The sequence below is a fragment of the Plantactinospora sp. CNZ321 genome (genome assembly GCF_004217235.1).
In genome coordinates this window covers 4,064,712-4,089,488 of sequence record NZ_SHKQ01000001.1, presented here as the reverse complement: position 1 = coordinate 4,089,488, position 24,777 = coordinate 4,064,712, and the positions used below count along the sequence as shown (strand labels likewise).

The 24,777-nt window shown below is 71.8% G+C and carries 24 protein-coding genes and 1 pseudogene; 17 read left to right on the top strand and 8 right to left on the bottom strand.

The features are described 5' to 3' along the window. Nucleotides 1–420: 420 nt before the first annotated feature. The 4 genes and pseudogenes from EV371_RS17955 to EV371_RS17945 form a co-directional block, all read right to left on the bottom strand. A complete protein-coding gene (locus EV371_RS17955) occupies nucleotides 421–1,107 on the bottom strand; it encodes a response regulator (RefSeq protein ID WP_130463064.1) in 687 nt (228 codons plus the stop codon). Next, nucleotides 1,104–1,229 (bottom strand): hypothetical protein, encoded by a 126-nt coding sequence (locus tag EV371_RS34375; protein WP_486484678.1) that lies wholly within the window; start codon nucleotides 1,227–1,229, stop codon nucleotides 1,104–1,106. Before EV371_RS34375 ends, EV371_RS17955 begins: the two co-directional genes overlap by 4 nt. Beyond that, a complete protein-coding gene (locus tag EV371_RS17950) occupies nucleotides 1,226–2,488 on the bottom strand; it encodes a histidine kinase (RefSeq protein ID WP_130463063.1) in 1,263 nt (420 codons plus the stop codon). Before EV371_RS17950 ends, EV371_RS34375 begins: the two co-directional genes overlap by 4 nt. A 254-nt stretch (nucleotides 2,489–2,742) precedes the next feature. Beyond that, a pseudogene (locus EV371_RS17945) lies at nucleotides 2,743–3,666 on the bottom strand (RecB family exonuclease); the annotation flags it as partial. 136 nt (nucleotides 3,667–3,802) lie between these two features. Here EV371_RS17945 and EV371_RS17940 point away from each other — a divergent pair. The 8 genes from EV371_RS17940 (at nucleotide 3,803) to prcA (ending at nucleotide 12,741) form a co-directional block, all read left to right on the top strand. Then, entirely contained in the window at nucleotides 3,803–4,957 is a 1,155-nt protein-coding gene (locus EV371_RS17940; RefSeq protein ID WP_486484677.1) for a zinc metalloprotease, read from the top strand. Beyond that, nucleotides 4,954–5,898, top strand: coding sequence for a tRNA (adenine-N1)-methyltransferase (locus tag EV371_RS17935; protein WP_130463061.1), 945 nt, complete (start codon nucleotides 4,954–4,956; stop codon nucleotides 5,896–5,898). The genes EV371_RS17940 and EV371_RS17935 overlap by 4 nt, the downstream gene beginning before the upstream one ends. A gap of 58 nt (nucleotides 5,899–5,956) precedes the next feature. Further along, the gene (locus tag EV371_RS17930; protein WP_130463060.1) at nucleotides 5,957–6,529 is read left to right on the top strand and encodes a hypothetical protein; all 573 of its coding nucleotides are present in this window, start codon (nucleotides 5,957–5,959) and stop codon (nucleotides 6,527–6,529) included. A 391-nt stretch (nucleotides 6,530–6,920) separates the two neighbouring features. Then, on the top strand, nucleotides 6,921–8,702 hold the full coding sequence (gene arc, locus EV371_RS17925; protein ID WP_130463059.1) for a proteasome ATPase: 1,782 nt from the start codon (nucleotides 6,921–6,923) through the stop codon (nucleotides 8,700–8,702). 213 nt (nucleotides 8,703–8,915) lie between these two features. Next, the gene (dop, locus tag EV371_RS17920; RefSeq protein ID WP_130463058.1) at nucleotides 8,916–10,433 is read left to right on the top strand and encodes a depupylase/deamidase Dop; all 1,518 of its coding nucleotides are present in this window, start codon (nucleotides 8,916–8,918) and stop codon (nucleotides 10,431–10,433) included. A gap of 92 nt (nucleotides 10,434–10,525) precedes the next feature. Further along, entirely contained in the window at nucleotides 10,526–10,741 is a 216-nt protein-coding gene (locus EV371_RS17915; protein WP_130463057.1) for a ubiquitin-like protein Pup, read from the top strand. A gap of 236 nt (nucleotides 10,742–10,977) precedes the next feature. Beyond that, on the top strand, nucleotides 10,978–11,817 hold the full coding sequence (prcB, locus tag EV371_RS17910) for a proteasome subunit beta (protein ID WP_130463056.1): 840 nt from the start codon (nucleotides 10,978–10,980) through the stop codon (nucleotides 11,815–11,817). Between the two features lie 60 nt (nucleotides 11,818–11,877). Beyond that, nucleotides 11,878–12,741 (top strand): proteasome subunit alpha, encoded by an 864-nt coding sequence (prcA, locus tag EV371_RS17905; RefSeq protein WP_130463055.1) that lies wholly within the window; start codon nucleotides 11,878–11,880, stop codon nucleotides 12,739–12,741. 36 nt (nucleotides 12,742–12,777) lie between these two features. Here prcA and rfbD read toward each other — a convergent pair whose 3' ends face one another. Together rfbD and rfbB are read right to left on the bottom strand one after the other, a co-directional pair. Continuing rightward, nucleotides 12,778–13,698, bottom strand: coding sequence for a dTDP-4-dehydrorhamnose reductase (rfbD, locus tag EV371_RS17900; protein ID WP_486484676.1), 921 nt, complete (start codon nucleotides 13,696–13,698; stop codon nucleotides 12,778–12,780). Between the two features lie 116 nt (nucleotides 13,699–13,814). After that, nucleotides 13,815–14,831: a dTDP-glucose 4,6-dehydratase gene (rfbB, locus tag EV371_RS17895; RefSeq protein WP_130463053.1), complete on the bottom strand. Its 1,017-nt coding sequence runs from the start codon at nucleotides 14,829–14,831 to the stop codon at nucleotides 13,815–13,817. Nucleotides 14,832–14,933: 102 nt separating this feature from the next. On the opposite strand from rfbB, the gene rfbA reads away from it, so the two are divergent. From rfbA to EV371_RS17880, 3 genes are all read left to right on the top strand, one after another. After that, nucleotides 14,934–15,806, top strand: a complete 873-nt coding sequence (rfbA, locus tag EV371_RS17890) for a glucose-1-phosphate thymidylyltransferase RfbA (RefSeq protein ID WP_130463052.1) — start codon at nucleotides 14,934–14,936, stop codon at nucleotides 15,804–15,806. Between the two features lie 183 nt (nucleotides 15,807–15,989). Next, nucleotides 15,990–17,348 carry a Pup--protein ligase gene (pafA, locus tag EV371_RS17885; protein ID WP_130463051.1) on the top strand — a complete coding sequence of 453 codons (1,359 nt, stop codon included), beginning with the start codon at nucleotides 15,990–15,992 and terminating at the stop codon, nucleotides 17,346–17,348. A 62-nt stretch (nucleotides 17,349–17,410) separates the two neighbouring features. After that, complete coding sequence (locus tag EV371_RS17880) at nucleotides 17,411–17,614, top strand: hypothetical protein (RefSeq protein WP_130463050.1); 204 nt, start codon at nucleotides 17,411–17,413, stop codon at nucleotides 17,612–17,614. A gap of 105 nt (nucleotides 17,615–17,719) precedes the next feature. Here the strand turns inward: EV371_RS17880 and EV371_RS17875 are convergent, their stop codons facing one another. Beyond that, a complete protein-coding gene (locus tag EV371_RS17875) occupies nucleotides 17,720–18,802 on the bottom strand; it encodes a DUF3866 family protein (protein ID WP_130463049.1) in 1,083 nt (360 codons plus the stop codon). 78 nt (nucleotides 18,803–18,880) lie between these two features. On the opposite strand from EV371_RS17875, the gene EV371_RS17870 reads away from it, so the two are divergent. From EV371_RS17870 to EV371_RS17845, 6 genes are all read left to right on the top strand, one after another. Further along, nucleotides 18,881–19,882 carry a WYL domain-containing protein gene (locus EV371_RS17870; protein ID WP_130463048.1) on the top strand — a complete coding sequence of 334 codons (1,002 nt, stop codon included), beginning with the start codon at nucleotides 18,881–18,883 and terminating at the stop codon, nucleotides 19,880–19,882. A gap of 55 nt (nucleotides 19,883–19,937) precedes the next feature. Further along, the gene (locus tag EV371_RS17865; RefSeq protein WP_130463047.1) at nucleotides 19,938–21,098 is read left to right on the top strand and encodes a helix-turn-helix transcriptional regulator; all 1,161 of its coding nucleotides are present in this window, start codon (nucleotides 19,938–19,940) and stop codon (nucleotides 21,096–21,098) included. 9 nt (nucleotides 21,099–21,107) lie between these two features. Then, nucleotides 21,108–21,362, top strand: a complete 255-nt coding sequence (locus EV371_RS17860) for a hypothetical protein (protein WP_130463046.1) — start codon at nucleotides 21,108–21,110, stop codon at nucleotides 21,360–21,362. Nucleotides 21,363–21,548: 186 nt separating this feature from the next. Further along, nucleotides 21,549–21,845, top strand: a complete 297-nt coding sequence (gene tatA, locus EV371_RS17855) for a Sec-independent protein translocase subunit TatA (protein WP_130463045.1) — start codon at nucleotides 21,549–21,551, stop codon at nucleotides 21,843–21,845. Nucleotides 21,846–21,859: 14 nt separating this feature from the next. Continuing rightward, entirely contained in the window at nucleotides 21,860–22,810 is a 951-nt protein-coding gene (gene tatC, locus EV371_RS17850; protein WP_130463044.1) for a twin-arginine translocase subunit TatC, read from the top strand. A 76-nt stretch (nucleotides 22,811–22,886) separates the two neighbouring features. Next, nucleotides 22,887–23,831: a diacylglycerol kinase family protein gene (locus EV371_RS17845; RefSeq protein ID WP_486484675.1), complete on the top strand. Its 945-nt coding sequence runs from the start codon at nucleotides 22,887–22,889 to the stop codon at nucleotides 23,829–23,831. A gap of 90 nt (nucleotides 23,832–23,921) precedes the next feature. Here EV371_RS17845 and EV371_RS17840 read toward each other — a convergent pair whose 3' ends face one another. Continuing rightward, nucleotides 23,922–24,698, bottom strand: coding sequence for an HAD family hydrolase (locus EV371_RS17840; protein WP_486484674.1), 777 nt, complete (start codon nucleotides 24,696–24,698; stop codon nucleotides 23,922–23,924). Between the last annotated feature and the right edge of the window lie 79 nt (nucleotides 24,699–24,777).

Below are 24,777 nucleotides of genomic sequence, written 5' to 3'. Positions count from 1 at the left end.
GAACCCGTGCGGTCCGGCCGGCAGCATTAATCGTCGGTGATCCGGGCGGGGCCGGCGTCCCTCCCACGGCGGAGTCCGACGCGGAAAATCTGCTGCGGGTGGGCCCTGATACCGAATCAGGGTTGCCCCTGACTGATATGTGTCGGCGCCGTCGCCCGGGATAAACGGTAGCCGGGGGAGACCGGCGCGCCGTCGTACGTCGGAATGGTCTTCGGGTACGCCGCGTGCCCCGGGGCCGGTCCTCCGGCCGGACGACTCGGCACCCCGCGGGTCGTAGGCTCTGCGGTCCCTCCGGACTACTCCTCCGGGGCTGGTACGCGGGCCGCCGACCACGCCTGCCGGATGGTCGGCCGACCCTGTTCCGCAGGCCGCCGTCCGCACCTGGCGGTGTCGGCGGAGGTGCCGGAGGTGGCGGTGCGGTCAGGCGCCGGGGCGCACCAGCCCGGTCTCGTAGGCCAGCACCACCGCCTGGACCCGGTCGCGGAGGCCGAGCTTGGTCAGCACGTGCCCGACGTGGGTCTTGATGGTCGTCTCGCTGACCGACAGCACCCGGGCGATCTCCGCGTTGGAGAGCCCGCGGGCCACCTGGACCAGCACCTCCCGCTCCCGCTCGGTGAGCACGCCGATCGCCTTGGGCGGGCTGGCGTCCGGGTCGGGCAGGGTCTCGGCGAACCGGTCCAGCAGCCGCTTGAGGATCCGGGGCGCCACGACGGCTTCGCCGGCGGCGACGGTGCGGATGGCGGAAACCAGGTCCTCGGCGGGTACGTCCTTGGCCAGGAAGCCACTCGCTCCGGCCCGCAGCGCGCCGACGACGTACTCGTCGAGGTCGAAGGTGGTCAGGATGAGCACCCGGACCGGCAGGCGGGCGTCGATGATGGCCCTGGTGGCGGCGACCCCGTCCATCCGGGGCATCCGGATGTCCATCAGCACCACGTCGGGCAGCAGCCGCCGGGACAGGTCGACCGCGTCGACGCCGTCGCCGGCCTCGCCGACGATGTCGAGGTCGTCCTCCGCCCCCAGCACCATGCGGAATCCGGTACGCAGCAGCGGCTGGTCGTCGGCGAGCAGGACGCGTACCGGCCGGGTCGAGTCCCTGCCGTCGCTCATGCCGGCACCCCGTGTCGCTCCGCGCCGGCACCGGGCACACCGGCACCGGGCTGGCCGTTCCGCTCGCGACGTCCCGCCACGTCGGCCGTGAGCTGGCCGTTCCGCTCGTGACCCTCGCTCATCCCGCCCCCTTGTCGATCGGTGCGCCCAGTTGCTCCATCGGCATCTTGGCGTACACCCGGTAGCCGCCGCCGGGACGGGGCCCGGTGCGCAGGGTCCCACCGTAGAGGGCCATCCGTTCCCGCATTCCCACCAGGCCATGGCCCAGCCGTCCGCCCTCCGGTGCCGGGCCCCGGCCGGTGTCCGCGATTTCGACGATCAGCCAGTACACCCCGAAGCTCAACCGGACCTGTGCGGTCGCCGTGCCGGCGTGCTTCAGGGTGTTGGTGAGCGCCTCCTGCACGATCCGGAACACGGTGAGCGCCACCCCGGGGTCCAGCGGGCCGGGCGTGCCGTCCACCCGCAGGGTCACCGGCAGGCCGGCCTCCCTCACCTGCTCCACCAGCGCTTCGATGCCGGCCAGCCCCGGCTGCGGGGACAGCTCGGCGGCCGGCTCGGCGTCGGTACGCAGCACGTCCAGCAGCCGGCGCAGCTCGCGCAGGGTCGTCCGGCTGGTCTCCTCGATCGTGCCGAGTGCGCCGTCCGTGGCGGCCGGGTCCCGGGACAGCACCCGGCGCGCCCCGGTGGCCAGTACGCCCATCACGCTGACGTGGTGCGCGACCACGTCGTGGAGCTCGCGGGCGATCCGCCGGCGCTCGTCGGCGACCGCCTGGTCGGCCAGCGACCGCTGGTTCTCCTCGGCGACCCGGGCCCGTTCCTCCAGGGCCAGGATGGTGGCCCGCCGGGCGTGCACCGTCCGGCCGACGAAGAAGCAGACCAACGCGAGGAGCACCTGGGTGGAGACCAGGTAGGCGCGGGAGGGTTCGGTGAAGTCGGGCGGCGGTGGCTCGACGAGGGCGACGGCCAGGCCGGGACTCCAGAGCGCCGCGGCGGCCAGCGCCGCCTGGCGGAGCGGCAGCAGCGCGGCGGTGGTGTAGGTCAGCAGTACGAACGTGGCCCCGACGGTGACCGCTTGCGCGTCGGCAAGGACCGAGGCGACGTAGATCGGGACGGCCAGCATCACGGCGGGCCAGGGAGCGACCCTGCGCAGCACGATCGGGGTGGCGCAGAGCACGCTCCAGATCGCCGTTCCGGGCCACCCCCAGGGAGCGACTCCCGGCGGCGCGGTGCCGACGAGTACCGCTTCCACCGCGACGGCGGCGACCGCGAGCAACCCGTCCTGGCCCAGCCACCTACGCTGTCCTGGATCGTGCCAGAAGCGCCGCCAGCTCGCCAGGATCCGGCCGAGGGCCGGCGTCCCGGGGGCATCGGTACGGGTCATGCTGGCGACGCTAGCCGCTGCGTGGCGCGGCAGGTCGTCACCGGCGGCGACCCTGGGGTCCTCCTTCAGGAGGAGCCCTGCTCCTCCTCGGCGGACCCGACGCCGAGGATAGGCGCGGTACCCGCCCGGCCCGATCCGGTCGACTGGCTCGGCAGCGCCGGCCCGCCCGATACGCTCCCCGGAGCCGGAGCCGGAGCCGGAGCCGGAGCCGGAGCCGGAGCCGGAGCCGGAGCCGGAGCCGGAGCCGGCCGGACGCCGGGCCGGGACGGTGGCGGGACCGGCGGCGCCGTCGGGTCGGCCTGCGCGGTCGGCTCGGGGAACGGCGGGGGAGTGCCGCCGAACGCCGGGCAGTGCGCCTGGTGGTTGCACCAGTCGCAGAGCCGGCTCGGCTTGGGCCGGAAGTCGCGGGCCAGGGTGGCCTGCTCGATGGCCCGCCAGAGTGCCAGCACGGTCCGCTCGAACCGGACCAGTTCCTCCGCGTCGGGGGTGTAGTCACACACCTCCGCGTCCTTGAGATAGAGCAGCCGCAGCACCCTGGGCACCACTTCCCGGGTGCGCCACAGCACCAGGGCGTAGAACTTGAGCTGGAACAACGCCCGGGCCTCGAACGCCTCCCGGGGGGCGCCACCGGTCTTGTAGTCGACCACCCGCAGGGCGCCGTCGGGCGAGACGTCCAGTCGGTCGATGTACCCCCGGATGAGCAACTGGTCGGCCACCACCGTGGAGACGAGGCTCTCCCGCTCGGCCGGTTCCAGCCGGTTCGGATCCTCCACCGTGAAGTAGCCGTCGAGCAACTCGCGGGCCGAGGCCAGAAACTCGGCCGGACCGGCGAGGGCACCCCCGGTGAAGATCTCGGCCAGCTCCGCCTGCTCGGCCACCAGCCTGTCCCACTGCGGCGCCACCAGGTCACCGGCGGCCGCCGGCGTCCGGTGCCCGGCCGGCAGGTCGAAGAGGCGTTCCAGCACAGCGTGCACCAGTGTGCCGCGCGCCTGCTCCAGAGACGGCCGCTCCGGCAGTCGGTCGATGCTGCGGAACCGGTAGAGCAGCGGGCAGGTCTTGAAGTCCGCTGCCCGGGACGGGGACAGCGAGGCGGTGACCTGCCCCTGCGTCGGGGTCTCGCTCGGGGGATCGGCCGGCCCGTCCGTGCCTGTCTGCGATGTGACCGTCTCCGCCGTCATGTCCGGAAGGCTATGTCACGGGTACGACCGAACCCGGCCCACCCGCCCCGCCATGCGTACCGGCACCGATCGTCGGCGGTCACCCCGGCCGAACCGCCGGGTCCACCCGACGGGATGTTCCGTAGCATCTGAGGAGATGGAGGGAAACTCGCGACCGCGGCGCGGCGCTGACCGGCGGCCCGGCTTCACGGTCGGCCGGGTGTTCGGCGTCCCGGTCTACCTCAACCCGTCCATGGTGTTGCTGGTCGCCCTGATCACGGTCATGTACGGCGAGTTCGTCCGGCAACAACTCGGATTGTCGCAGCTGGTCGGCTATCTTGTCGGGCTGGTCTTCGTGGTCCTGCTGCTCGGCTCGGTGCTGCTGCACGAGTTGGGGCACGCGTTGACCGCCCGCCGGTACGGGATCGGAGTACGCGGTATCACCCTCGAACTGCTCGGTGGCTACACCGAGATGGAGCGGGACGCTCCGACGCCCCGGGTGGACCTGCTCGTCTCGCTCGCCGGGCCGGCGGTCTCCCTGGTGCTCGGCCTGGTCGGGGTCGCCGCCACGCTCGCCCTGCCGGACGGCACCCTGGCCGACCAGTTCGCCTTCCAACTCGCCGCCAGCAACGTGCTGGTCGGGCTCTTCAACATCCTGCCCGGGTTGCCGCTGGACGGCGGTCGGGCGTTGCGGGCCGGGGTCTGGGTGCTCACCCGGGACCGGCACCTGGCCACCGAGGTGGCCGGCTGGTTCGGCCGAGCCGTCGCGATCGGCACCGCCGTACTCTTCACGCTGCTGACCTTCCTGGTCGAGCTGCCGTGGTTGGGTCTGGCGCTCGTGCTGCTGGTTGCGTTCACCCTCTGGCAGGGCGCCGGTCAGGCGATCCGGGCGGCCCGGATCAGCCGCCGGTTCCCCCTCATCGACCTGGCCCGGCTGGCCCGGCCGGTCTACTCGGTGCCGAGCGGCACCCCGCTGGCGGAGGCGCAGCGGCGCGGGACGGCCGCCGGGCACGGCGGTTCGACACTGGGGGTGGCGGACTCGTCCGGCCGGCTGGTGGCGCTGGTCGACCGGACCGCCGCCGACGCCGTACCGGTGGAGCGCCGGCCCTGGGTGGCGGTGGACGCGGTGGCCCGGGGCGTGGACGGGGTGCCAAGTCTCGCGGTGGGGCTCGGCGGGGAGCAGGTGGTGCACGCGGTACAGGCCCACCCGGGCGCGCAGTACCTGGTGACCTCAGGCGAAGATGTGGTCGGCGTTCTGCATATCGCCGACCTGGCGCAGCTCCTGGAGCCGAAACGGAAGATGACTCAGTGACCGCACAACCCACCGCAGTTCCCGCCGCCCCGACCGGACCGGTGCCGGCGCACCGGGGGCCGTTCCGCCCCGGCGACCGGGTCCAGCTGACCGATCCGAAGGGTCGGATGCACACCATCACGCTGGAGCCCGGGCGGTCGTTCCACACCCACCGCGGCGCGCTGGAACACGACGCGTTGATCGGGTTGCCGGACGGGAGCGTGGTCACCTCGACCGGCGGCACCGCCTACCTCGCGTTGCGGCCGCTGCTCGCGGACTACGTGCTTTCCATGCCGCGCGGCGCCCAGGTGATCTATCCCAAGGACGCCGCCCAGATCGTGACGATGGGCGACATCTTCCCCGGTGCCAAGGTCCTGGAGGCCGGTGTCGGGTCCGGCGCGCTCACCTGTTCGCTGCTCCGGGCCGTCGGACCGGAGGGCGAACTGCATTCCTACGAACTGCGCGAGGACTTTTCCGAAATCGCCCGCAGGAATGTGGAATCCTTCTTCGGTGGACCGCATCCAGCCTGGAATCTCCGGGTGGGCGACGTGGCAGACTGCCAGGAGTCCGGTTTCGACCGGATCATCCTTGACCTCCTCACCCCCTGGGAGGCGCTCGACATGGTCGAACGCGCACTGGTCCCGGGTGGGGTGTTCATCGGTTACGTGGCGACGACGCCCCAGCTCTCCGAGTTGGTCGAGGCGCTGCGCGAGCGGGGCGGCTTCACCGAGCCCCGGGCCTGGGAGTCGCTGGTCCGGGACTGGCACGCGGACGGGCTCGCCGTACGCCCGGACCACCGCATGATCGCGCACACCGCCTTCCTCGTCTCCAGCCGTCGGCTCGCGCCCGGGGTCACCGCGCCGCCGCGCCGCCGCAAGCCCAGCAAGGGCGCCGAGGCGTACGCCCTGCGCCGCCAGGCGCGGCAGGAGGCCGAGGCGACCTCGGGGAGGGCCGCGGAATGATCCCGCCCCGCCGGAGTCGACGCATCAGCGGGCGTGCCGGGCTCGGGGAGGGCAGCGCATGAGTCGGCCGGCGTTCGGTGGGGGAGACCTGCCGGCCGTCTTTCCGGACTGGTCGCCGTACCGGGACCTGGAGTCGGCCGCCCGGGCGTACCTGCGCGACCCGGACGTCGCGATGGAGGCGCTGACCGGGGTGCTCAACGGTGCCTCGGTGCTCGGGTTCACCCTGGAGCGCTTCGTCAACGAGGTGAACGGGGTCTGGCAGGAGGTCGCGATCTGCGACGGTAGCCGGCTGATCCTCTGGCACGGCGAGGACGTGCCGCCCGACGACGGCCCGGCCGGCTCGATGACGTCGTCGTTGCGGGTGGTACCGGTCTCGACGGTGAGCGAGGTGGGCTGCCGGCGCCGGTTGAGCCGTACGTCGACCGGCCAGATCCGGGTCGACAGCATCGACGTCTACCTGCTGTTGAGCTCGCTGGACGAGGGTGTGCCGGGCGACGACGCGCAGGTGCCGCCGCGGCACGACGCGCTGCGGTTCGGCAAGACGCTCGACGACGGCGGCGCCGGTCAGATCGCCCGGCTGGAGGAGTTTGCCCGGCTGGTCGCCTCGGTGGTCGGCCGCCCGACGTTGTGAGCGCCGGCCTGTCGGGCGGTGTCCTGCGGGTCGGCGGGCCCGGAGACCCCTGGTTCGGCGTGACGCTTTGCCGGTTCCCGGCAATTCGGTGGCGAAGCCGCGACGGTCGGTAGCGTCCCGGCGCCGGCTCGTGACCGGGCCGGCGGTGCCGGGTCCGGTCGCCGTTCATGGCTCGGAATCGCTGCTCAGCGACGGATCGCGGCGACCGGCGGGCGGTGTTGTCGCGGACCCGCCCGGCACCCCGCGGCGGTGCTCCGATCCGCCGGTGCCGGCCCCGGCGGACGTCGACAAGGTGATCAAGGTTCGGCGACGAGGGTGTTGCGTGGAACCGAATCAGCGTCATAGCGGTTAGTGTTAGGGCAGAACGTTCAAGCCCCCGGGGAGGTGGGACGTGGCACGCAGCGACGACGCGGACTCGCGCGCCGCACGGTGGGAGAAGGAGGCCCACGATCTCTCCACCCAGGTCGCGTTTCTTCAAGAGGAACTCGCTCTGGTGCGGCGCAAGTTGACCGAAAGCCCTCGACACGTCCGGCAGCTTGAGGAACGGCTGGCGGCGACACAGGCGCAGTTGGCTCGACTCACGGAGAACAACGAGCGGCTCGTGAACACCCTCAAGGAGGCACGCGCCCAGATCGTCACGCTCAAGGAGGAGATTGACCGGCTGGCGCAACCGCCGAGCGGTTATGGTGTCTTCCTGGCCCGGCACGTCGACGGTACCGTCGACGTCTTCACCGGCGGACGCAAACTCCGGGTGGCGGTGTCACCCTCGCTCGACGTGGCGGAGCTGCGCCGTGGGCAGGAGGTCCTGCTCAACGACGCGCTCAACATCGTTGACGCGTTCGGCTACGAGCGGGTCGGCGAGGTCGTCATGCTCAAGGAGGTGCTGGACAGCCCCTCAGGCGGCGTCGGCGACCGGGCGCTGGTGATCTCCCACGCCGACGAGGAACGGATCGTCCACCTCGCGGAGACTCTCATCGGCGCGCCCCTGCGGGCCGGTGACTCACTCATGATCGAGCCTCGCTCGGCATACGCCTACGAGCGGATTCCGAAGAGCGAGGTCGAGGAACTGGTCCTGGAGGAGGTCCCGGACGTCGACTACGGCGACATCGGCGGCCTGCAGGCCCAGATCGAGCAGATCCGTGACGCCGTCGAGTTGCCGTTCCTGCACGCCGACCTCTTCCGTGAGCACCAACTCCGGCCGCCGAAGGGCATCCTGCTCTACGGTCCGCCCGGCTGCGGCAAGACGCTGATCGCCAAGGCGGTGGCGAACTCGCTGGCCAAGAAGATCGCCGAGCGGCGGGGCGAGGAGAAGCACACCAGCTACTTCCTCAACATCAAGGGCCCCGAGCTGCTCAACAAGTACGTCGGTGAGACCGAGCGGCACATCCGGCTGATTTTCCAGCGAGCTCGGGAGAAGGCTGGCGAGGGTACCCCGGTCATCGTGTTCTTCGACGAGATGGACTCGGTGTTCCGGACCCGGGGCTCGGGTGTCTCCTCCGACGTGGAGAACACCATCGTCCCGCAGCTGCTCAGCGAGATCGACGGTGTCGAGGGCCTGGAGAACGTGATCGTGATCGGTGCCTCCAACCGGGAGGACATGATCGACCCGGCGATCCTCCGCCCCGGCCGGCTCGACGTGAAGATCAAGATCGAGCGGCCGGACGCCGAGGCGGCCAAGGACATCTTCTCCAAGTACATCCTCACCGGGCTGCCGCTGCACCAGGACGACCTGACCGAGCACGGGAACGACCCGCAGGCCACGGTCGCGGCGATGATCGAGGCGGTCGTGCTGCGGATGTACTCGGAGACCGAGGAGAACCGCTTCCTCGAGGTCACCTACGCCAACGGCGACAAGGAAGTCCTCTACTTCAAGGACTTCAACTCCGGCGCGATGATCCAGAACATCGTCGATCGGGGCAAGAAGATGGCGATCAAGGAGTTCCTCTCCTCCGGGCGCAAGGGGCTGCGGTTGCAGCACCTCCTCGACGCCTGCGTCGACGAGTTCCGGGAGAACGAGGACCTGCCGAACACCACCAATCCGGACGACTGGGCTCGGATCTCCGGCAAGAAGGGGGAGCGGATCGTCTACATCCGTACCCTCGTCTCCGGCGGCAAGGGTGCGGAGGCCGGCCGGTCCATCGAGACGGCGAGCAACACCGGTCAGTACCTGTAACGGACGGACAGCAACTGTGGGCGCCGCGGTCGCGGCGCCCACAGTGTTTGTTCCGGAGCGTCCCCCGCGCCGACCCGCCGTCCGGAGCACCCACACCGAACCGGGCGAAGCAGCGGTGAAGGCGTACCGTGGCCGTGTCGACACACCGGGCGAAGAATCCGGCGACGGCGCGGACTAGGCTCGGGACATGGGCAAGTGGAGCGAGGCGGCGGCATGAGTGTACGGCGGATCATGGGTACCGAGGTCGAGTACGGCATCTCCGTGCCCGGCCAGGCCGGGGCCAACCCGATGGTGACCTCGTCACAGGTGGTGAACGCCTACGGCGCCCGGCCGGAGCTGGCCCGGGGCGGCCGGGCGCGGTGGGACTACGAGGAGGAGTCTCCGCTGCGGGACGCTCGCGGCTTCACCTACTCCGGAGCCGCCTACGACCCGGCGGAGGCGCTGGCCGACGAGGACCTCGGGCTGGCCAACGTGATTCTGACCAACGGCGCTCGACTCTACGTCGACCACGCCCATCCCGAATACTCCACCCCCGAGGTGACCAACCCGATGGACCTGGTCCGCTGGGACAAGGCGGGTGAGCGGGTGATGGCCGAGGCGTCGCGGCGGGCCTCCACCATTCCCGGCAGCCACCCGATCCACCTCTACAAGAACAACACGGACAACAAGGGTGCCAGCTACGGCGCGCACGAGAACTACCTGATGCGCCGGCAGACCCCGTTCGCCGACATCGTCACGTACCTGACGCCGTTCTTCGTGACCCGGCAGATCGTCTGCGGCGCCGGCCGGGTCGGTCTCGGTCAGGACGGCACGCAACCCGGCTTCCAGATCTCCCAGCGGGCCGACTTCTTCGAGGTCGAGGTCGGTCTTGAGACGACGCTCAAGCGGCCGATCATCAACACCCGGGACGAGCCGCACGCGGACGCCGACAAGTACCGCAGGCTGCACGTGATCATCGGCGACGCCAACCTGTCGGAGATCTCCACCTACCTCAAGGTCGGCACCACGGCACTGGTGCTCACCATGATCGAGGAGAAGGCGCTCAGCCCCGACCTGGCCATCGCCGACCCGGTGGGCGAGTTGAAGGCGGTCAGCCACGACCCGTCGCTGTCGCACCGGCTGCGGTTGCGTGACGGCCGCCGGTTGACCGCGCTCGACCTGCAGTGGGCGTACTTCGAACGGGCGCGCTCCTTTGTGGACGAGCGGTACGGTGACGACCTCGACCGGGACACCGCCGACGTGCTCGACCGCTGGGAGAGCGTACTCGACCGGCTCGGCCGGGATCCGATGCTCTGCGCCGGCGAGCTGGATTGGGTGGCGAAGCTGCGGCTGCTGGAGGGCTATCGGGAGCGGGAGCAGCTCGGCTGGGCCTCGCACAAGCTGCAACTGGTCGACCTGCAGTACTCCGACGTGCGCCCGGAGAAGGGTCTCTACCACCGGCTGGTCAGCCGGGGTTCGATGGCCACGCTGCTGCCGGAGGAGCTGACCCGGACGGCGATGACCGAGCCGCCGGAGGACACCCGGGCCTACTTCCGGGGCCGCTGTCTCGCCCAGTACGCCTCGGAGGTGGTGGCGGCGAGCTGGGACTCGGTCATCTTCGACGTCGGCCGGGAGTCCCTGGTGCGGGTTCCGATGATGGAGCCCGAGCGGGGCACCCGCAAGCACGTCGGGGCGTTGTTCGACCGGTGCGCCAGCGCCAAGGACCTGCTGGAGACGATCACCGGTGGCTGAGGCCGGACCGCGCCGCCGGCAGCGGAGGTGCCGGAGGATTCGTCGTCCATCCGAGGTAAGTTTCACCCAGGCGATCGTGGAGGAGGCAGCAGATGGCTACCCGTGACACCGGCGGTCAGTCGCAGTCCGGCAAGGCGCGTCGGGAAGAAGAGGTCGACGAGGTCGCGACCGAGGCGAACCCGGAGGTCGCCGAGCGGCACGCGGAGATCAGCGAGGACGTCGACGACCTGCTGGACGAGATCGACTCGGTGCTCGAGGAGAACGCCGAGGAGTTCGTCCGCGGCTACGTCCAGAAGGGCGGGCAGTAGGCGTACCCGGGCCGGGCCGGGCGGGTTCGCCCACGTCGAGCCCGGCGCGGTGCGCTGGGACGGCGGTGCCGACCGCACCGGCGCCGCCGTCGGGAGGCCGCAACACGGCGGCGACGATCATCGCACCGGGGAGATCCGGGGGATACTCTGCTTCAACCGCAATGGTGATCTCGCCCGGTTTCCGCGCTGACGCGGGGGGATCCGGGCGACGTGATGAGACAGCTGAGAGGGAGCACGTGGCAGCGGCTTTTGATCCAACCGGGCGTCTACCAGACGTGTTCCTCAACGTGGGGACGTCCTCGTTCACCCAGTTCCTGAGCACGGCAGCTCCCGACCTGCTGCCCGGTCGCCGGCCGCTGCCGCCCGGGTCCGCCAGCTCGCTCGTTCCGCACGCCACCACCATCGTCGCGTTGACCACTGCGGACGGGGTGGTGATGGCGGGTGACCGGCGCGGCACGATGGGTAACATGATCTCCAGCCGGGATATCCGCAAGGTACACCCGGCCGACGAGTACTCCCTGGTCGGTTTCGCCGGCACGGCCGGCATCGCCCTGGAGATGGTGCGACTGTTCCAGGTGGAGCTGGAGCACTACGAGAAGATCGAGGGCGCGATGCTCTCGCTCGACGGCAAGGCGAACCGGTTGGCCGCGATGATCCGCGGCAACCTGGGCGCGGCGATGCAGGGGCTCGCCGTGATCCCGCTCTTCGCCGGCTTCGACCTGGCGGCCACCGACCCGGCCAAGGCCGGTCGGATCTTCAGCTTCGACGTGGCCGGCGGGCCGTACGAGGAGACCGGTTACGACGGCATCGGCTCCGGCTCGCTCTTCGCCAAGGCGGCGCTGAAGAAGCGCTTCCGCCCCGGGCTGAGCACCCCGGACGCCATCCGTCTCGCCGTCGAGGCGCTCTACGACGCCGCCGACGACGACAGTGCCACCGGTGGTCCCGACCTGAGCCGCCGCATCTATCCAGTGGTGATGACGGCCACCGCGGAGGGCACCAACCGGCTCTCCGACGCCGAGGCGGCCGAGGTCGCCGAAGCGGTGGTCGCCGCCCGGATGGAGAACCCGGGCGGCTGATCGCCCCGCACCACCCGAAACCCGCCGTCGTCAGCAGAACCGGTTAGGAGAACCGCCGCCGTGGCCATGCAGTTCTACGCCTCACCCGAGCAGATCATGCGCGACCGCTCGGAGCTGGCCCGCAAGGGCATCGCGCGCGGGCGGAGCGCCGTGACGCTCAGCTACTCCGGCGGGGTGCTCTTCGTGGCGGAGAACCTCTCCAGCGCCCTGCACAAGGTCAGTGAGATCTACGACCGGGTCGCCTTCGCAGCCGTCGGCCGCTACAACGAGTTCGAGAACCTGCGTCGCGCGGGAGTGCGGATGGCGGACGCCATCGGGCTCAGCTTCGACCGGCGGGACGTCACGGGCCGGGCGTTGGCCAACGCGTACGCCCAGACGCTGGGGGCGATCTTCACCGAGCAGTCCAAGCCGTTCGAGGTGGAGATCTGCGTCGCCGAGGTCGGCAGCACGCCGGAGTCGGACGAGCTCTACCGGATCACCTACGACGGTTCGGTCAGCGACGAGCCCGGCCGGATGGCGATGGGCGGGCAGGCGGAGGCGGTCACCGGGGCGCTGCGCGAGGAGCACCAGCCGGAGATGTCGCTGGACGCCGCGGTCCGGCTGGCGGTCCGGGCGCTCGGCAGCGTCGGTGGCGAGGGTGGCGCCCCCCGGACCGTCGCCGCCAGCCAACTCGAGGTGGCGATCCTGGACCGGCAGCGGGTCGGCCGTACCTTCCGCCGGATCACCGGTGCCGCGCTGGTCTCGCTGCTCGACGGGGTGCAGGCCAAGGCCGACGAGGGCGACGCGCTGCCGGCCGAGCCGAAGGCCCCGGCCCCGGGCCCGGACAAGCCCGCCGAGTCCGCCGGCTCGGCGGACCTGGAGGGCAAGCCGAAACCGGCCGCCGGTGCCGACGGGTCGAGCAACGGCGAGAAGAAGTCGAAGTAGGACCGCGCTGGTCGAGCGGCTCGGCCGGTCGCGCCGCTAGCGGGTCCCGGACCCGATCCGGTCGCCGGTGGCGTGACCGGGTGCGGCCGACCGGCGAGCGCTGGTCAGCGTGCCGTCCGGCCGCAACGCGTCGGCGAGCATCACCCGCCAGTGCACCATCGGGACCAGACCGGCCCGGGACCAGCCGGCATGGCCGAGCACGCTGTAGCCGGGCCGGCGGGCTGGTCGGGGGAACCGGTCGCTGCCGGTGGGCCGGATCCGCTCCGGGTCGAGGCCGGTCCGGGCGAAGACCTCGCGGGCCAGGCCGTACCACGTGGTGTGGCCGCTCGCCGTGCCGTGGTAGACCCCGGCCGGGGCGGTTCCGCGCTCGGCAGCGGCGCCGAGGTCGGCCAGCCGCTCCGCGAGCGCGTACGACCAGGTGGGTTGCCCGAGCTGGTCGTTCACCACGTCGAGGTGTGGGCGGACGCCGGCCAGCCGGAGCATAGTGGTGACGAAGTTGGAGCCGTGCGCGCCGTACAGCCACGCGGTGCGTACCAGGTATCCGGTCCGGGGCAGCAGCCGGGCGACGGCGAGTTCACCGGCCAGCTTGCTGCGCCCGTACGCGTTGACCGGGGCGGTCGGGGCGTCCTCCGGATAGGGGCTCTCGGCGTCACCGGCGAAGACGTAGTCGGTCGAGACGTGCAGCAGCCGGGCGCCGGCGTCGGCACAGGCCGCCGCCAGGTTCGCCACCCCGGTGCCGTTGACGGCGGTGGCGGCCGCCTCCTGGCGCTCCGCGCCGTCGACGTCGGTCCAGGCGGCGGCGTTGACCACGATCCGGTGCCCGGCGACCGCCGCCCGGACCGCCGCCGGATCGGTCAGGTCGACCTCGGCCCGGGTGGCGGCGGTGACCCGTCCCTGGTGCCGGGCGGAGAGCACCGCCACCAGGTCCCGGCCGAGCATCCCGCCGGCCCCGGTCACCAGCCAACCTGCCGCCTCCGTGTCGAGTCGGACGCCGGGGCGATCCGCGTCCCGTTGGGCGCCTGTTGACACCACGCCCGGCTCAGCGCCTGTTGGCATCGCGCCCCGCTGGGCGGTCACGGTGCCGCCGGTCCGGGGCGCCCGATCTCGTCGCCGGTCAGCCGTGCCTTGAGCGGCTCCCACCAGGCTCGGTTCTCCCGGTACCAGCTGACCGTGTCGGCGAGTCCACGGTCGAGGTCGATCCTGGGGGCGTACCCGAGTTCCTCGCTGATCTTGGTGATGTCCAGCGAGTAGCGGCGATCGTGCCCCATCCGGTCGGTGACCGGCCTGACCCGGTCCCAACCGGCGCCGCAGGCGGCGAGTAGCCGGTCGGTCAGTTCGCGGTTGGTCAGCTCGGTGCCGCCGCCGATGTGGTAGACCTCGCCCGGCCGCCCCTTGTCCTGGACCAGGGCGACCCCGACACAGTGGTCGTGCACGTGCAGCCAGTCCCGGACGTTGCCGCCGTCGCCGTAGAGCGGCACGGTGCCGCCGTCGAGCAGATTGGTGACGAAGAGTGGGACGACCTTCTCCGGGAACTGGTACGGCCCGTAGTTGTTGGAACAGCGGGTCAGCACCACGTCCATCCCGTAGGTGCGGTGGTAGGCCAGGACCAGAAGGTCTGAGCCGGCCTTGGCGGCCGAGTACGGCGAGTTCGGGGCGAGCGGAGTCGACTCGGTCCAGGACCCCTGCTCGATCGAACCGTAGACCTCGTCGGTGGAGACGTGCACGAACCGACCGGTACGGTGCCGCAGCGCCGCCTCCAGCAGGGTCTGCGTGCCGAGCACGTTGGTGGTGACGAACGGGGCGGCCCGGTGGATGGAGCGGTCGACGTGGGACTCGGCGGCGAAGTGGACGATCACGTCGTGTCCGGGGGTCACCTCGTCGACCACCGTCGGGTCGCAGATGTCGCCGACCACCACCCGGAGCCGGGGGTCGGCGCGCACCGGGTCCAGATTGGCCAGGTTGCCGGAGTAGGTGAGCTTGTCCAGTACGGTGACGGCGCTCGGCGCGAGTCGGGGACCGGTGCCGGTCAGCAGCATACGGACGTACTCGGAACCGATGAATCCGGCTCCACCGGTCACGAGAATCCTCATGAATTGGAAAGTGTACGCGTCAACCCGGGGATCCTCGTCAGGCGAGCTGAAGCTGTCGCAGACCTGACTCTACAGTTCGCCGCCCCCCGGTAGCCTGCGCGAATGCGCGGAATTCTGCTGGCTGGCGGCACCGGCTCCCGGCTGTGGCCGATCACCCAGGCCGTCTCGAAACAACTCATGCCGATTTTCGACAAGCCGATGATCTATTACCCGCTCTCCACGTTGGTCATGGCGGGAATACGGGAAATCCTCATCATCACCACTCCGGACGACCAGGCGCAGTTCCGGCGACTACTGGGCGACGGCTCCCAGTGGGGTCTCCGGTTGGCGTACGCCGCGCAGCCGAGGCCGGACGGAATCGCGCAGGCGTTCCTTCTCGGCGAGGAGTTCCTGGCCGGGGACTCGGTCGCGCTGATCCTCGGCGACAACATCTTCTACGGTGCCGGACTCGGCCGGAGCCTGGCTCGCGACGGTGACCCTGAGGGCGGTCGGATCTTCGCCTATCCGGTGGCCGACTGCGAGGGTTATGGAATTGTCGAGTTCGATGCCGACGGCCGGGCGCTGTCGATCGAGGAGAAGCCGGAGAAACCCAAGTCCCGGTACGCGGTACCGGGGCTCTACTTCTATGCCAGCGACGTGGTGGAGATCGCCAAGGGGCTGAGTCCGAGTGACCGGGGGGAACTGGAGATCACGACGGTGAACCAGATCTACCTGGAGGCGGGCCGGCTCCGGGTAACCGCGCTGGACCGGGGCACCGCCTGGCTGGACACCGGCACGTTCACCTCGCTGGTCCAGGCCAGCGAGTTCGTCCGGGTGATCGAGGAGCGACAGGGGCTGAAGGTGGGCTGCATCGAGGAGGTGGTCTGGCGCAGCGGGCTGATCTCCGACGAGCAGCTCCGCGAACTGGCCCAGCCGCTGAGCCGGAGCGGATACGGTGAGTATCTCTTCGGCATTCTCGAGGATCCCGGTCGGTGACCGGTGCACCACTGAACCTTCTTCAACCTGAACCGCGCGGCGCTCACACACCGCGTTCGACCTCGCGCTCCGACGGACCGCAAGGGGAGGTTGAAGAAGGTTCACCGTCGGGCGCCGGGGACCCGGCAGAACGCCACGGCCCGAGACTGACCAACCCGGGCTCCGGGCGACTAATCTCCAAGCATGGAGCGGCGAATCTTCGGCCTTGAGACCGAGTACGGTGTCACCTGCACCTACCGTGGCCAACGGCGGCTTTCCCCGGACGAGGTCGCCCGTTACCTCTTCCGCCGGGTGGTCTCCTGGGGGCGATCGAGCAACGTGTTCCTCCGCAACGGTGCCCGGCTCTACCTCGACGTCGGGTCCCACCCGGAGTACGCGACCCCCGAGTGTGACTCGGTCTCCGACCTGGTCGCCCACGACCGGGCGGGCGAGCGGATCCTGGAGGGTCTGCTGGTCGACGCCGAGAAGCGGCTGCACGACGAGGGCATCGCGGGCGAGATCTACCTGTTCAAGAACAACACTGACTCGGCCGGCAACTCGTACGGCTGCCACGAGAACTACCTGGTCTCCCGGCACGGTGAGTTCGGCCGGCTGGCCGACGTGCTGATCCCGTTCCTGGTCACCCGGCAGCTGATCTGCGGCGCCGGCAAGGTCCTGCAGACCCCGCGCGGCGCCGTCTACTGCCTCTCCCAGCGGGCCGAGCACATCTGGGAGGGCGTCTCCTCGGCGACCACCCGCAGCCGGCCGATCATCAACACCCGGGACGAGCCGCACGCCGATGCCGAGCGCTACCGGCGGCTGCACGTGATCGTCGGCGACTCGAACATGAACGAGGTCACCACCCTGCTCAAGGTCGGCAGCGCGGACATCGTGCTGCGGATGATCGAGGCCGGGGTGGTGATGCGCGACCTGTCGCTGGAGAACCCGATCCGGGCGATCCGCGAGGTGTCGCACGACATCACCGGCCGACGGAAGGTCCGGCTCGCCTCGAACAAGGAGATCAGCGCGCTGGAGATCCAGCAGGAGTACCTGGCCAAGGCGACCGAGTTCGTCGAGCGGCGCGGCGGGGACCAGACCGCCAAGCGGGTGGTCGAGCTCTGGGGCCGGGTGCTGCGCGCGGTGGAGACCGGCGACCTGGAGCCGGTCTCCCGGGAGATCGACTGGGTGACCAAGCTCCAGCTCATCGAGCGGTACCAGCGCAAGAACGACCTGGCGCTGTCGCATCCCCGGATCGCCCAGATGGACCTGGCCTACCACGACCTGCGCCGGGGACGCGGCCTCTACGGGTTGCTGGAGCGACGCAAGCAGGTGGACCGGATCGCGACCGACCCGGAGATCTTCGAGGCGAAGGAGACCCCGCCGCAGACCACCCGGGCCCGGCTGCGCGGCGAGTTCATCCGGCACGCCCAGGAGAAGCGCCGGGACTTCACCGTCGACTGGGTGCACCTCAAGCTGAACGACCAGGCCCAGCGCACGGTGCTCTGCAAGGACCCGTTCCGGGCCTACGACGAGCGGGTGGAGCGGCTGATCGCGAGCATGTGAGGCCGGCCATCGCGGTGGCGGCGCCGGTGACCGGGCCCGGATTGGTTAGGCTGACCCCCGCTATGACGCATCCAGAACGCCGTGACGACGACGAGCACCGTCGCCCCGAGACGATCCGGCAGAACCGGATCGAGCGGCGGCGAGCGAAGATTCGGGAGGAGATCGAGCGCAACCGCCGTGGTGAGTACACCGTGCCCACCTGGGTGCTCACCCTCGCGCTCGTCCTGGTCGTGGCCGGCTGGCTGGCGCTGGTCTTCCTGAGCTGACCCGCGCCGCGCCCCCGCGATCCTCGACGGGCGTTCACCGCTGCTGGTCGCGGCGCACCCGCGGGCCGGGGGCGCAGCCGCACCAACGGGCCGGCGGCGGCGACCTCAGCGCAGGCTGGCGGCGTACCGGCCGGCGGCGGCAGCGGTCAGGAAGTACGGGTACTCCTCGGCCAGGCCCCGACCCATCGTCGCCAGCGGGACCGGGCTGGCCCGCAGCGCCTCGTCGAGCCCGCGCACCGGCACCCGGACGATCCGGTGCCGACCGGCCAGCGCCGCCACGGCCGGCTCGACCAGCGCGGCCAGCTCCGCCGGCAGCTCGGCCGGAAGCACCAGGTCGGCGGTGGCGAGCGCGACCCGGCCGTACGCGGTGAGGCTGTGGTGCGACACTCCCCGGTGCCGGTCCCGCTGGTCGGCGCCGGAGATCCGCAGCGAGCCCACCGGACGGCCGCCCAGCGCGGCGACCGCGTTGACCGCCTCGCCGACGGCGACCCCCGAGAAGCCCCACCGGGTACCGGTGCCGAGGTTTCCCGGTCCCTGCGCCACGATCGCCACGTCGGCCCGCAGCACGTGCCGGGCGGCGAGCAGCCCGCTGTGCAGGTTGGTCGCCTCCAGGTCACCACCGAACGCCTGACCCACGGTGACCGTGCCGGCGAGTTCGGCGCGCAGCCCGTGCAGGGTTCGGGAGAACCAGGCCGGCAGCGCACCGCCGTCGGTCCACAGGTAGCCGATCCGGGCGTCGGGCGCGTCGGCCCGGATCCCCGCGACGATCGCCGGCAGCGCGGAGTGCAGATCGGCGGTGACCACCGGCAGCCCGCCGAGATCGTCGGCGTCGACCAGCGCCGCCCGGTGCGGGGACGCCTCCTCGTCGACGCCGAGCAGGATCGGTTGCAGCGGCGTGTAACGGGCCTTGACCAGGTGCCCGGCGTCACGGCTGTCGACCGGGTCCGGCGGGTCCGTCGGCAGCCGGTCCGGCAGCGCCACCACCAGGGCGTACCCGCCGGTGCCGAGTCCCATCAGCAGCGCGCCCACGTTCAGCAGTACCCGGTCGCCCGGCGCGGGGGTACCGACCAGCGCCGGGTACGCCAGCGCCCGCACCCGCGTACCGTCGGCCTGCTGCACGTCCAGCTCCACGGCGCCCCGCCAGCTCCGCCGCACCGCCGTGACCGTGCCGGACCGCCATCGCACCATGGCCGGCAGGGTAACCGGCCACCGTCCGGGCCCGCGCGGGTACCCGCTTCGTGATCCGACACTGCTAGCGTCTGTGTCGTGTCGCGGACCCGTACCGAACGCCTGGTCAACCTGGTGATCTGCCTGCTGTCCACCCGACGGTTCCTGACCGCCGCGCAGATCGCCGCGACCGTGCCGGGCTACGAGCATGATCCGGACGACCCACGTGACCACGAGGCCTTCCAGCGCAAGTTCGAGCGGGACAAGGCCGAGCTGCGTGAGCTGGGCGTACCACTGGAGACCGGCACGGCCAGCGCCTTCGACGCGGAGCCGGGCTACCGGATCGCGCACCGGGAGTACGCGCTGCCGGACATCCCGCTGGAGCCCGACGAGGCGGCGGCGGTGGGGATCGCCGCCCGGCTCTGGCGGCACGCCGGGCTGGCGGCGGCCGCCTCCTCGGGGCTGGCGAAGCTCCGCGCCGCCGGTGTCGACGTCGACCCGCAGGCCACCCTCGGGATGGAGCCGGTGGTCACCGTCGACCCGGCGTTCGGGCCGCTGACCACCGCGGCCCGGGAACGCCGCACGGTCGGCTTCGACTACCGGGTACCCGACGGCGACGCCCCGACCAGCCGCCGGCTGCAACCGTGGGGCGTGGTCTGCTGGCGGGCCCGCTGGTACGTGGTCGGCCACGACCTCGACCGGGACGCGGCCCGTTGTTTCCGGCTCTCCCGAATCGTCGGCGGGGCGGTCCGGATGATCGGCAGGCCGGGCGCCTTCGAGCCGCCGGTTGGCGTCGACCTGATCAGCCACGTCGCGAAGTGGTCCGGTCCGGTGGAGCATTCCGGCCGGGCCACCGTGCTGGTCGCACCGGGCCGGGCGGCCGGTCTGCGCAGGTGGGCCCGGGAGGTGACCAGCGGACCCGACGGCGACCGCCTGGTGCTGCCGTACGCCGACGCCGAGTCGCTCGCCGGTAGGCTCGTCGGCTACGGTCCCGATGTCCGCGTGGTCGAACCGCCGGAGATCCGGGACGCCGTGATCCAACGGCTGAAGGAAATCACCGCCCGGCACGACGAGATGGCCACCGCCCGGGCGTCGGGGTAACACGGGGGCGGACCGGGGTAGGGGCCCCGGGAACTGACCAGAGGGGGGAGCCGGCGTGACTCGTCCGGCGCAACGGTCCGGCGGCGTCCGGACCTCGGCCGACCGGCTGGCCCGACTGCTGAACCTGGTGCCGTACCTGCTGGCCCGGCCGGGGATCGAGATTTCCGAGGCGGCGGCCGACCTCGGGGTGACCGAGCGGCAGCTGCGGGAGGATCTGGAACTGCTCTGGGTCTGCGGCCTGCCCGGGTACGGGCCGGGTGACCTTATCGACATGGCCTTCGACGGTGACCGGGTCACCATCACCTACGACGCCGGGATCGACCGACCGCTGCGGCTCACGCCGGACGAGGCGATGGCGCTGGTGGTGGCGCTTCGGATGCTCGCCGAGACGCCGGGTATGGCGAACCGGGACGCGGTCGAACGCGCCCTGGCGAAGATCGAGAACGCGGCCGGCGAACTCGCCGACGCACCCGTCGCGGTCCGGATGCCGGGCGACGGTGACCGGGTCGCGGCGCTGCATGGCGCGGTGCAGCGGGGCCGGGCACTGCGAATCACCTACTATGCCGCGACCCGGGACGAGACGACGGAACGCACGGTCGACCCGATCCGGGTGCTGATGGTCGGCGGCCTGGCCTACCTGGAGGCCTGGTGCCGGCGGGCGGAGTCGATGCGGCTGTTCCGGGCCGACCGGATCGACGCGCTCGTCGAGCTGGACGAGCCGGCCGCACCACCGCCGCAGGCCCGGCTGCACGACGTGAGCGCCGGGATCTTCCGCCCCGACCCGGACCTGCCGCTGGTGACCCTGCGGGTCGGCCGGTCCAGCCGGTGGATCACCGAGTACTACCCGTGCGAGCGGGTCGAGCCGGATCCGGGAGCCGGTGCCGCCGACCGGGCAGGCAGTTCCGGTGACGCCGACCGGGCCGGCCGGGAGTGGCTGGTCTCGCTGCGGGTCACCGATCTCGACTGGGCCCGGCGGTTCGTGCTGGGGCTCGGGCCGGACGTCACCGTGGTGGCCCCGGCGGAACTCGCCGACCAGGTACGCGACCGGGCCGCGGCCGCGCTCGACGCGTACGCCACGCCACCGCCGGCGACCCGCCCGCCGGACAGCGCCACGATCGGCTCGGCGTCCCCCGGTGCACCCGAGACGGCTGGCCGGGGCCCGGATGCCCGCCTGGTCCCGGGCGCCACCCCGGCGACAACGGCCGGAAGCCAGTAGGCTGACCGCGTGCTGAAGTGGATCGTGCTCGCGGCCGTCGGAGTCGGGCTCCTGGTGCTGGGGCTGGCGGTCCGCCGGGTGCTGACCCGGCTGCCGCGACTGCACCGGGCCGCACTGGGCCTGCAACGCCGTCAGGCGCAGGCCGAAGACCTCCAGCGGGTCGCACTCGCCGTGCAGGACCGGGCGGAGGCCATGCAGCATCAGGTCGAGACGCTCCAGCAGCGGCTCGTGCTGATCCGTGCCAAGCGCGGTGCCGAGGAATAGCCCTGCTCAGTGCCGCCCACCTGGCCCTCAGTGCCGCCCACCACGTGGTTGACGGATGCTCCGGGTTGGTCGAGACTGCACCGACCGGCCGGAAAGTCACCGCCTGGCGGGTGGCACTCCCTCCCGACGCACGTACGATGGGCCAGGACACACCCTTGCTGGACAAATCATCGAACTGGAGCTTCCATGGGCGCCCTCAAGCCGTGGCACATCTTCGTACTCGTGGCTGTGCTGGTCCTGCTCTTCGGCGCGAAGCGGCTTCCGGACGCGGCCCGGTCACTCGGTCGTTCGCTGCGGATCATCAAGGCCGAGACGAAGAGTCTCGCCGACGACGACAAGGACCTGGCCGAGAAGGCTGACGCGCAGGCGGGCCGGCAGCCGCTGCCGGGCGACACCGTCCACCCGACCAGCGTGCACCAGCCCGGTTACCAGCCGCCTGCCGCGCCGGTCAATGACCCGGTGCAGCGCGTCCGCGACAACTGACCGGGGCCCGTCCCGTGGCCTTCGCCCTGCTGCGCCGGCGCGGTCCGAGCAACTTCGAGCGAGCCGCCGACGGCTCGATGACCCTCATCGAGCACATCCGGGAGCTGCGTAACCGGCTCTTCAAGGCCTCCCTGGGCATCGTGGTCGGCTTCGCCGTCGGCATCTTCGTACGCCAGGACGTCCGCGGCCTGCTCCAGAAGCCGTACTGCGAGCTCGAGGGTTCGACCGTGGACGGCAAGTGCCAGTTCACCCAGCTCGGGCCGGCGGACGTGTTCCTGCTCGATCTCAAGATCGCGCTATGGGTCGGTCTGATCGTCGCCGCACCGGTCTGGCTCTACCAGCTCTGGGCGTTCATCGCGCCGGGACTGCACCGGCACGAACGCAGGTACGCATACGTCTTCACCGCGCTGGCGGCCCCGCTCTTCGCGGCCGGCGCCGTACTGGCGTTCTTCGTGGTCGCCAAGGGGCTCGAGTTCCTGGTCGGCCTGGCCGGCGAGGACGTGACCAACACCCTGGAGATCACCCGGTACATCTCCTTCGTCACGAACCTGATCCTGATGTTCGGGGTGGCGTTCGAGTTCCCGCTGATCGTCCTGATGCTCAACTTCGTCGGGCTGGTGAGCGGCCGGAAGATGCTCGGCTGGTGGCGGGTCGCCGTCTTCGTCTTCTTCCTCTTCGCGGCGATCGTCACCCCCACCCCGGACCCGTTCGGCATGACGGCGCTGGCCATCTGCCTCTGCGTGCTCTACTTCGCGGCGGTCGGGGTGGCGATGCTCAACGACCGGCGGCGGGGACGGGGCAAGGAGATCTACGCCGGGCTGGACGACGACGAGGTCTCGCCGCTCGACCTGGAGCCCGAGCCGGTGGCCGCCGGTGAGCGGGTCGAGCCGGTGATGCCGGTCTCCGCTCCGGACCCGGTCGTCGCGCCGCAGCCGGTCGACCGGCGCTACGACGATACGACCTGAGACTGATCTGAGCGGGGTGCAGGACGAGCCGACCTGAGCTGTCGGCGGCGGCACGGCGGGCGGTACGGTGCTCGCCGTGACCGCCGACGATCAACTTTCCGGCTCCGTCGCCGCCGGTCGACTGGCCGACGGGCACCTCGCGGTGCTGGCCAACCCGACCGCCGGACGGGGCCGGTTCCGGGGACTCCTGCCGGCCGTGCTCGACCGGCTCGGCGCCGTGGGCCGGCCGGTACGGCTGCTCGAGGCCGGCAGTGCCGCGCAGGCGGAGACGGCCTGCCGGGCCGCGGTCGAGGACGGCGCCGCCGCCCTGCTGACGGTCGGCGGCGACGGCACCATCCACCTGGCGCTCCAGGCGGTCGCCGGTACCGGCGTCGGCTTCGGCCCGGTCCCGGCCGGCACCGGCAACGACTTCGCCGCCGGGATGGGCTACCCGACGGACCCGCTCGGCGCGGTCGAGGTGATCGCCGCCGCGGTCGTCGCCGGCCGGACCCGCCCGGCGGACCTGGCCCGGATGACCGGTCCGGACGGCACCCGGCGGTGGTACGGCGCGGTGCTGGCGGCCGGCTTCGACGCGCTGGTCAACGAACGGGCGAACCGGATGGCCTGGCCCCGCGGGCCGCGCCGGTACGATCTCGCCGTCGCGGTCGAGCTGGCCCGGCTCCGCCCCCGCCGCTACCTGCTCCGGCTCGACGGGGTGACCCGGGAGCTGCACGGGGTGCTGGTGGCGGTCGGCAATTGCCCCAGCTACGGCGGGGGAATGCGAATCTGTCCGACGGCCGACCCGACGGACGGTTTGCTCGACGTCGTCTGGGCCGGCCCGGTCGGCCGGGCGACGCTGGCCCGGATCAAGCCCCGGGTCTACCGGGGCACCCACCTGGCGCACCCGATGGTGCACACCCGGCAGGTCCGCACGGTCGAACTGGTCGCCCAGGACATCGTCGGGTACGCCGACGGTGAACGTGCGCTGCCCCTTCCGGTGACCGTGACCGCGGTCCCCGGCGCCGTACGCCTGCTGCGCTGATCGCCGTACGCCTGCGACCGACCGGATCGCCTCCAGACAGGTGAAATCCGCCTCGCCGGGGTGCTGATCGCCGTACGCCTGCTGCGTTGATCAGCGGCCGTTGGCGACCGCCAGGTCCAGCGCGGCGGCCAGCCCGTTGACCTGTCCCGGCTCGGCCGCCGGCAGCACCAGTGCGGCGCATCCGGCGCGCACCGCCCCGGCGTCGGCGGGGGTGTCGCCGACCATCAGGGCCCGCTCCGGGTCGACGCCGAGCAGGCCGCAGGCCCGGTAGAAAATCGCCGGGTCCGGCTTGCAGCGCCCGACCTCGTAGGAGAGGACGAACGCGTCGACCAGCTCGGTCAGCTCCCAGGCGTCGAAGAGCGGCCGCACGTCGAAGCCGATGTTGCTGACCACCGCCACCGGCACCTTCGCCGCGCGCAGCGCCCGCAGGGTCGGCGCGGTGTCCGGGTAGGGGAGCCAGCCCTCCGGGATCAGGAGACGGTCGTAGAGGGCCTCGGCGAGGCCGCTGACGCCGCTGTCGACCGTTTCGGCCAGCCCCACGTAGGCGGCCCGGTGGGCGGGAGCGTAGAGGTCCCGGTCGGCCCACACCTCGGCCAGGTGCGGCGGCACCCGGGCCGGCAGGGGTCCACCGGCCCGGCCGGCGGTGACCAGGCGGTCGGCCAACGCCGTCGCCCGGGCGCGGTCCAGCGTCGTCCCGCAGGTAGTCGCGGCGGCCTGTACCCAGGCGACCGGCTCCTCCACCTGGGCGAGGGTGCCGTGGAAGTCGAAGAGCACCGCGTCCACCGGGCGGCGCGGCGGCGCCCCGGGGGCGGAGTCGGCGGCTTCGCGCGACATACGGGTCGTGGGCGGTTCGGCATGATCCGGCACGTCGTGCACCCTACCGACCGGCTCTTCGGGGTCCGCTCCACGGCCTGCCGCCATGCGACCACCCGGTACGCACTAATCT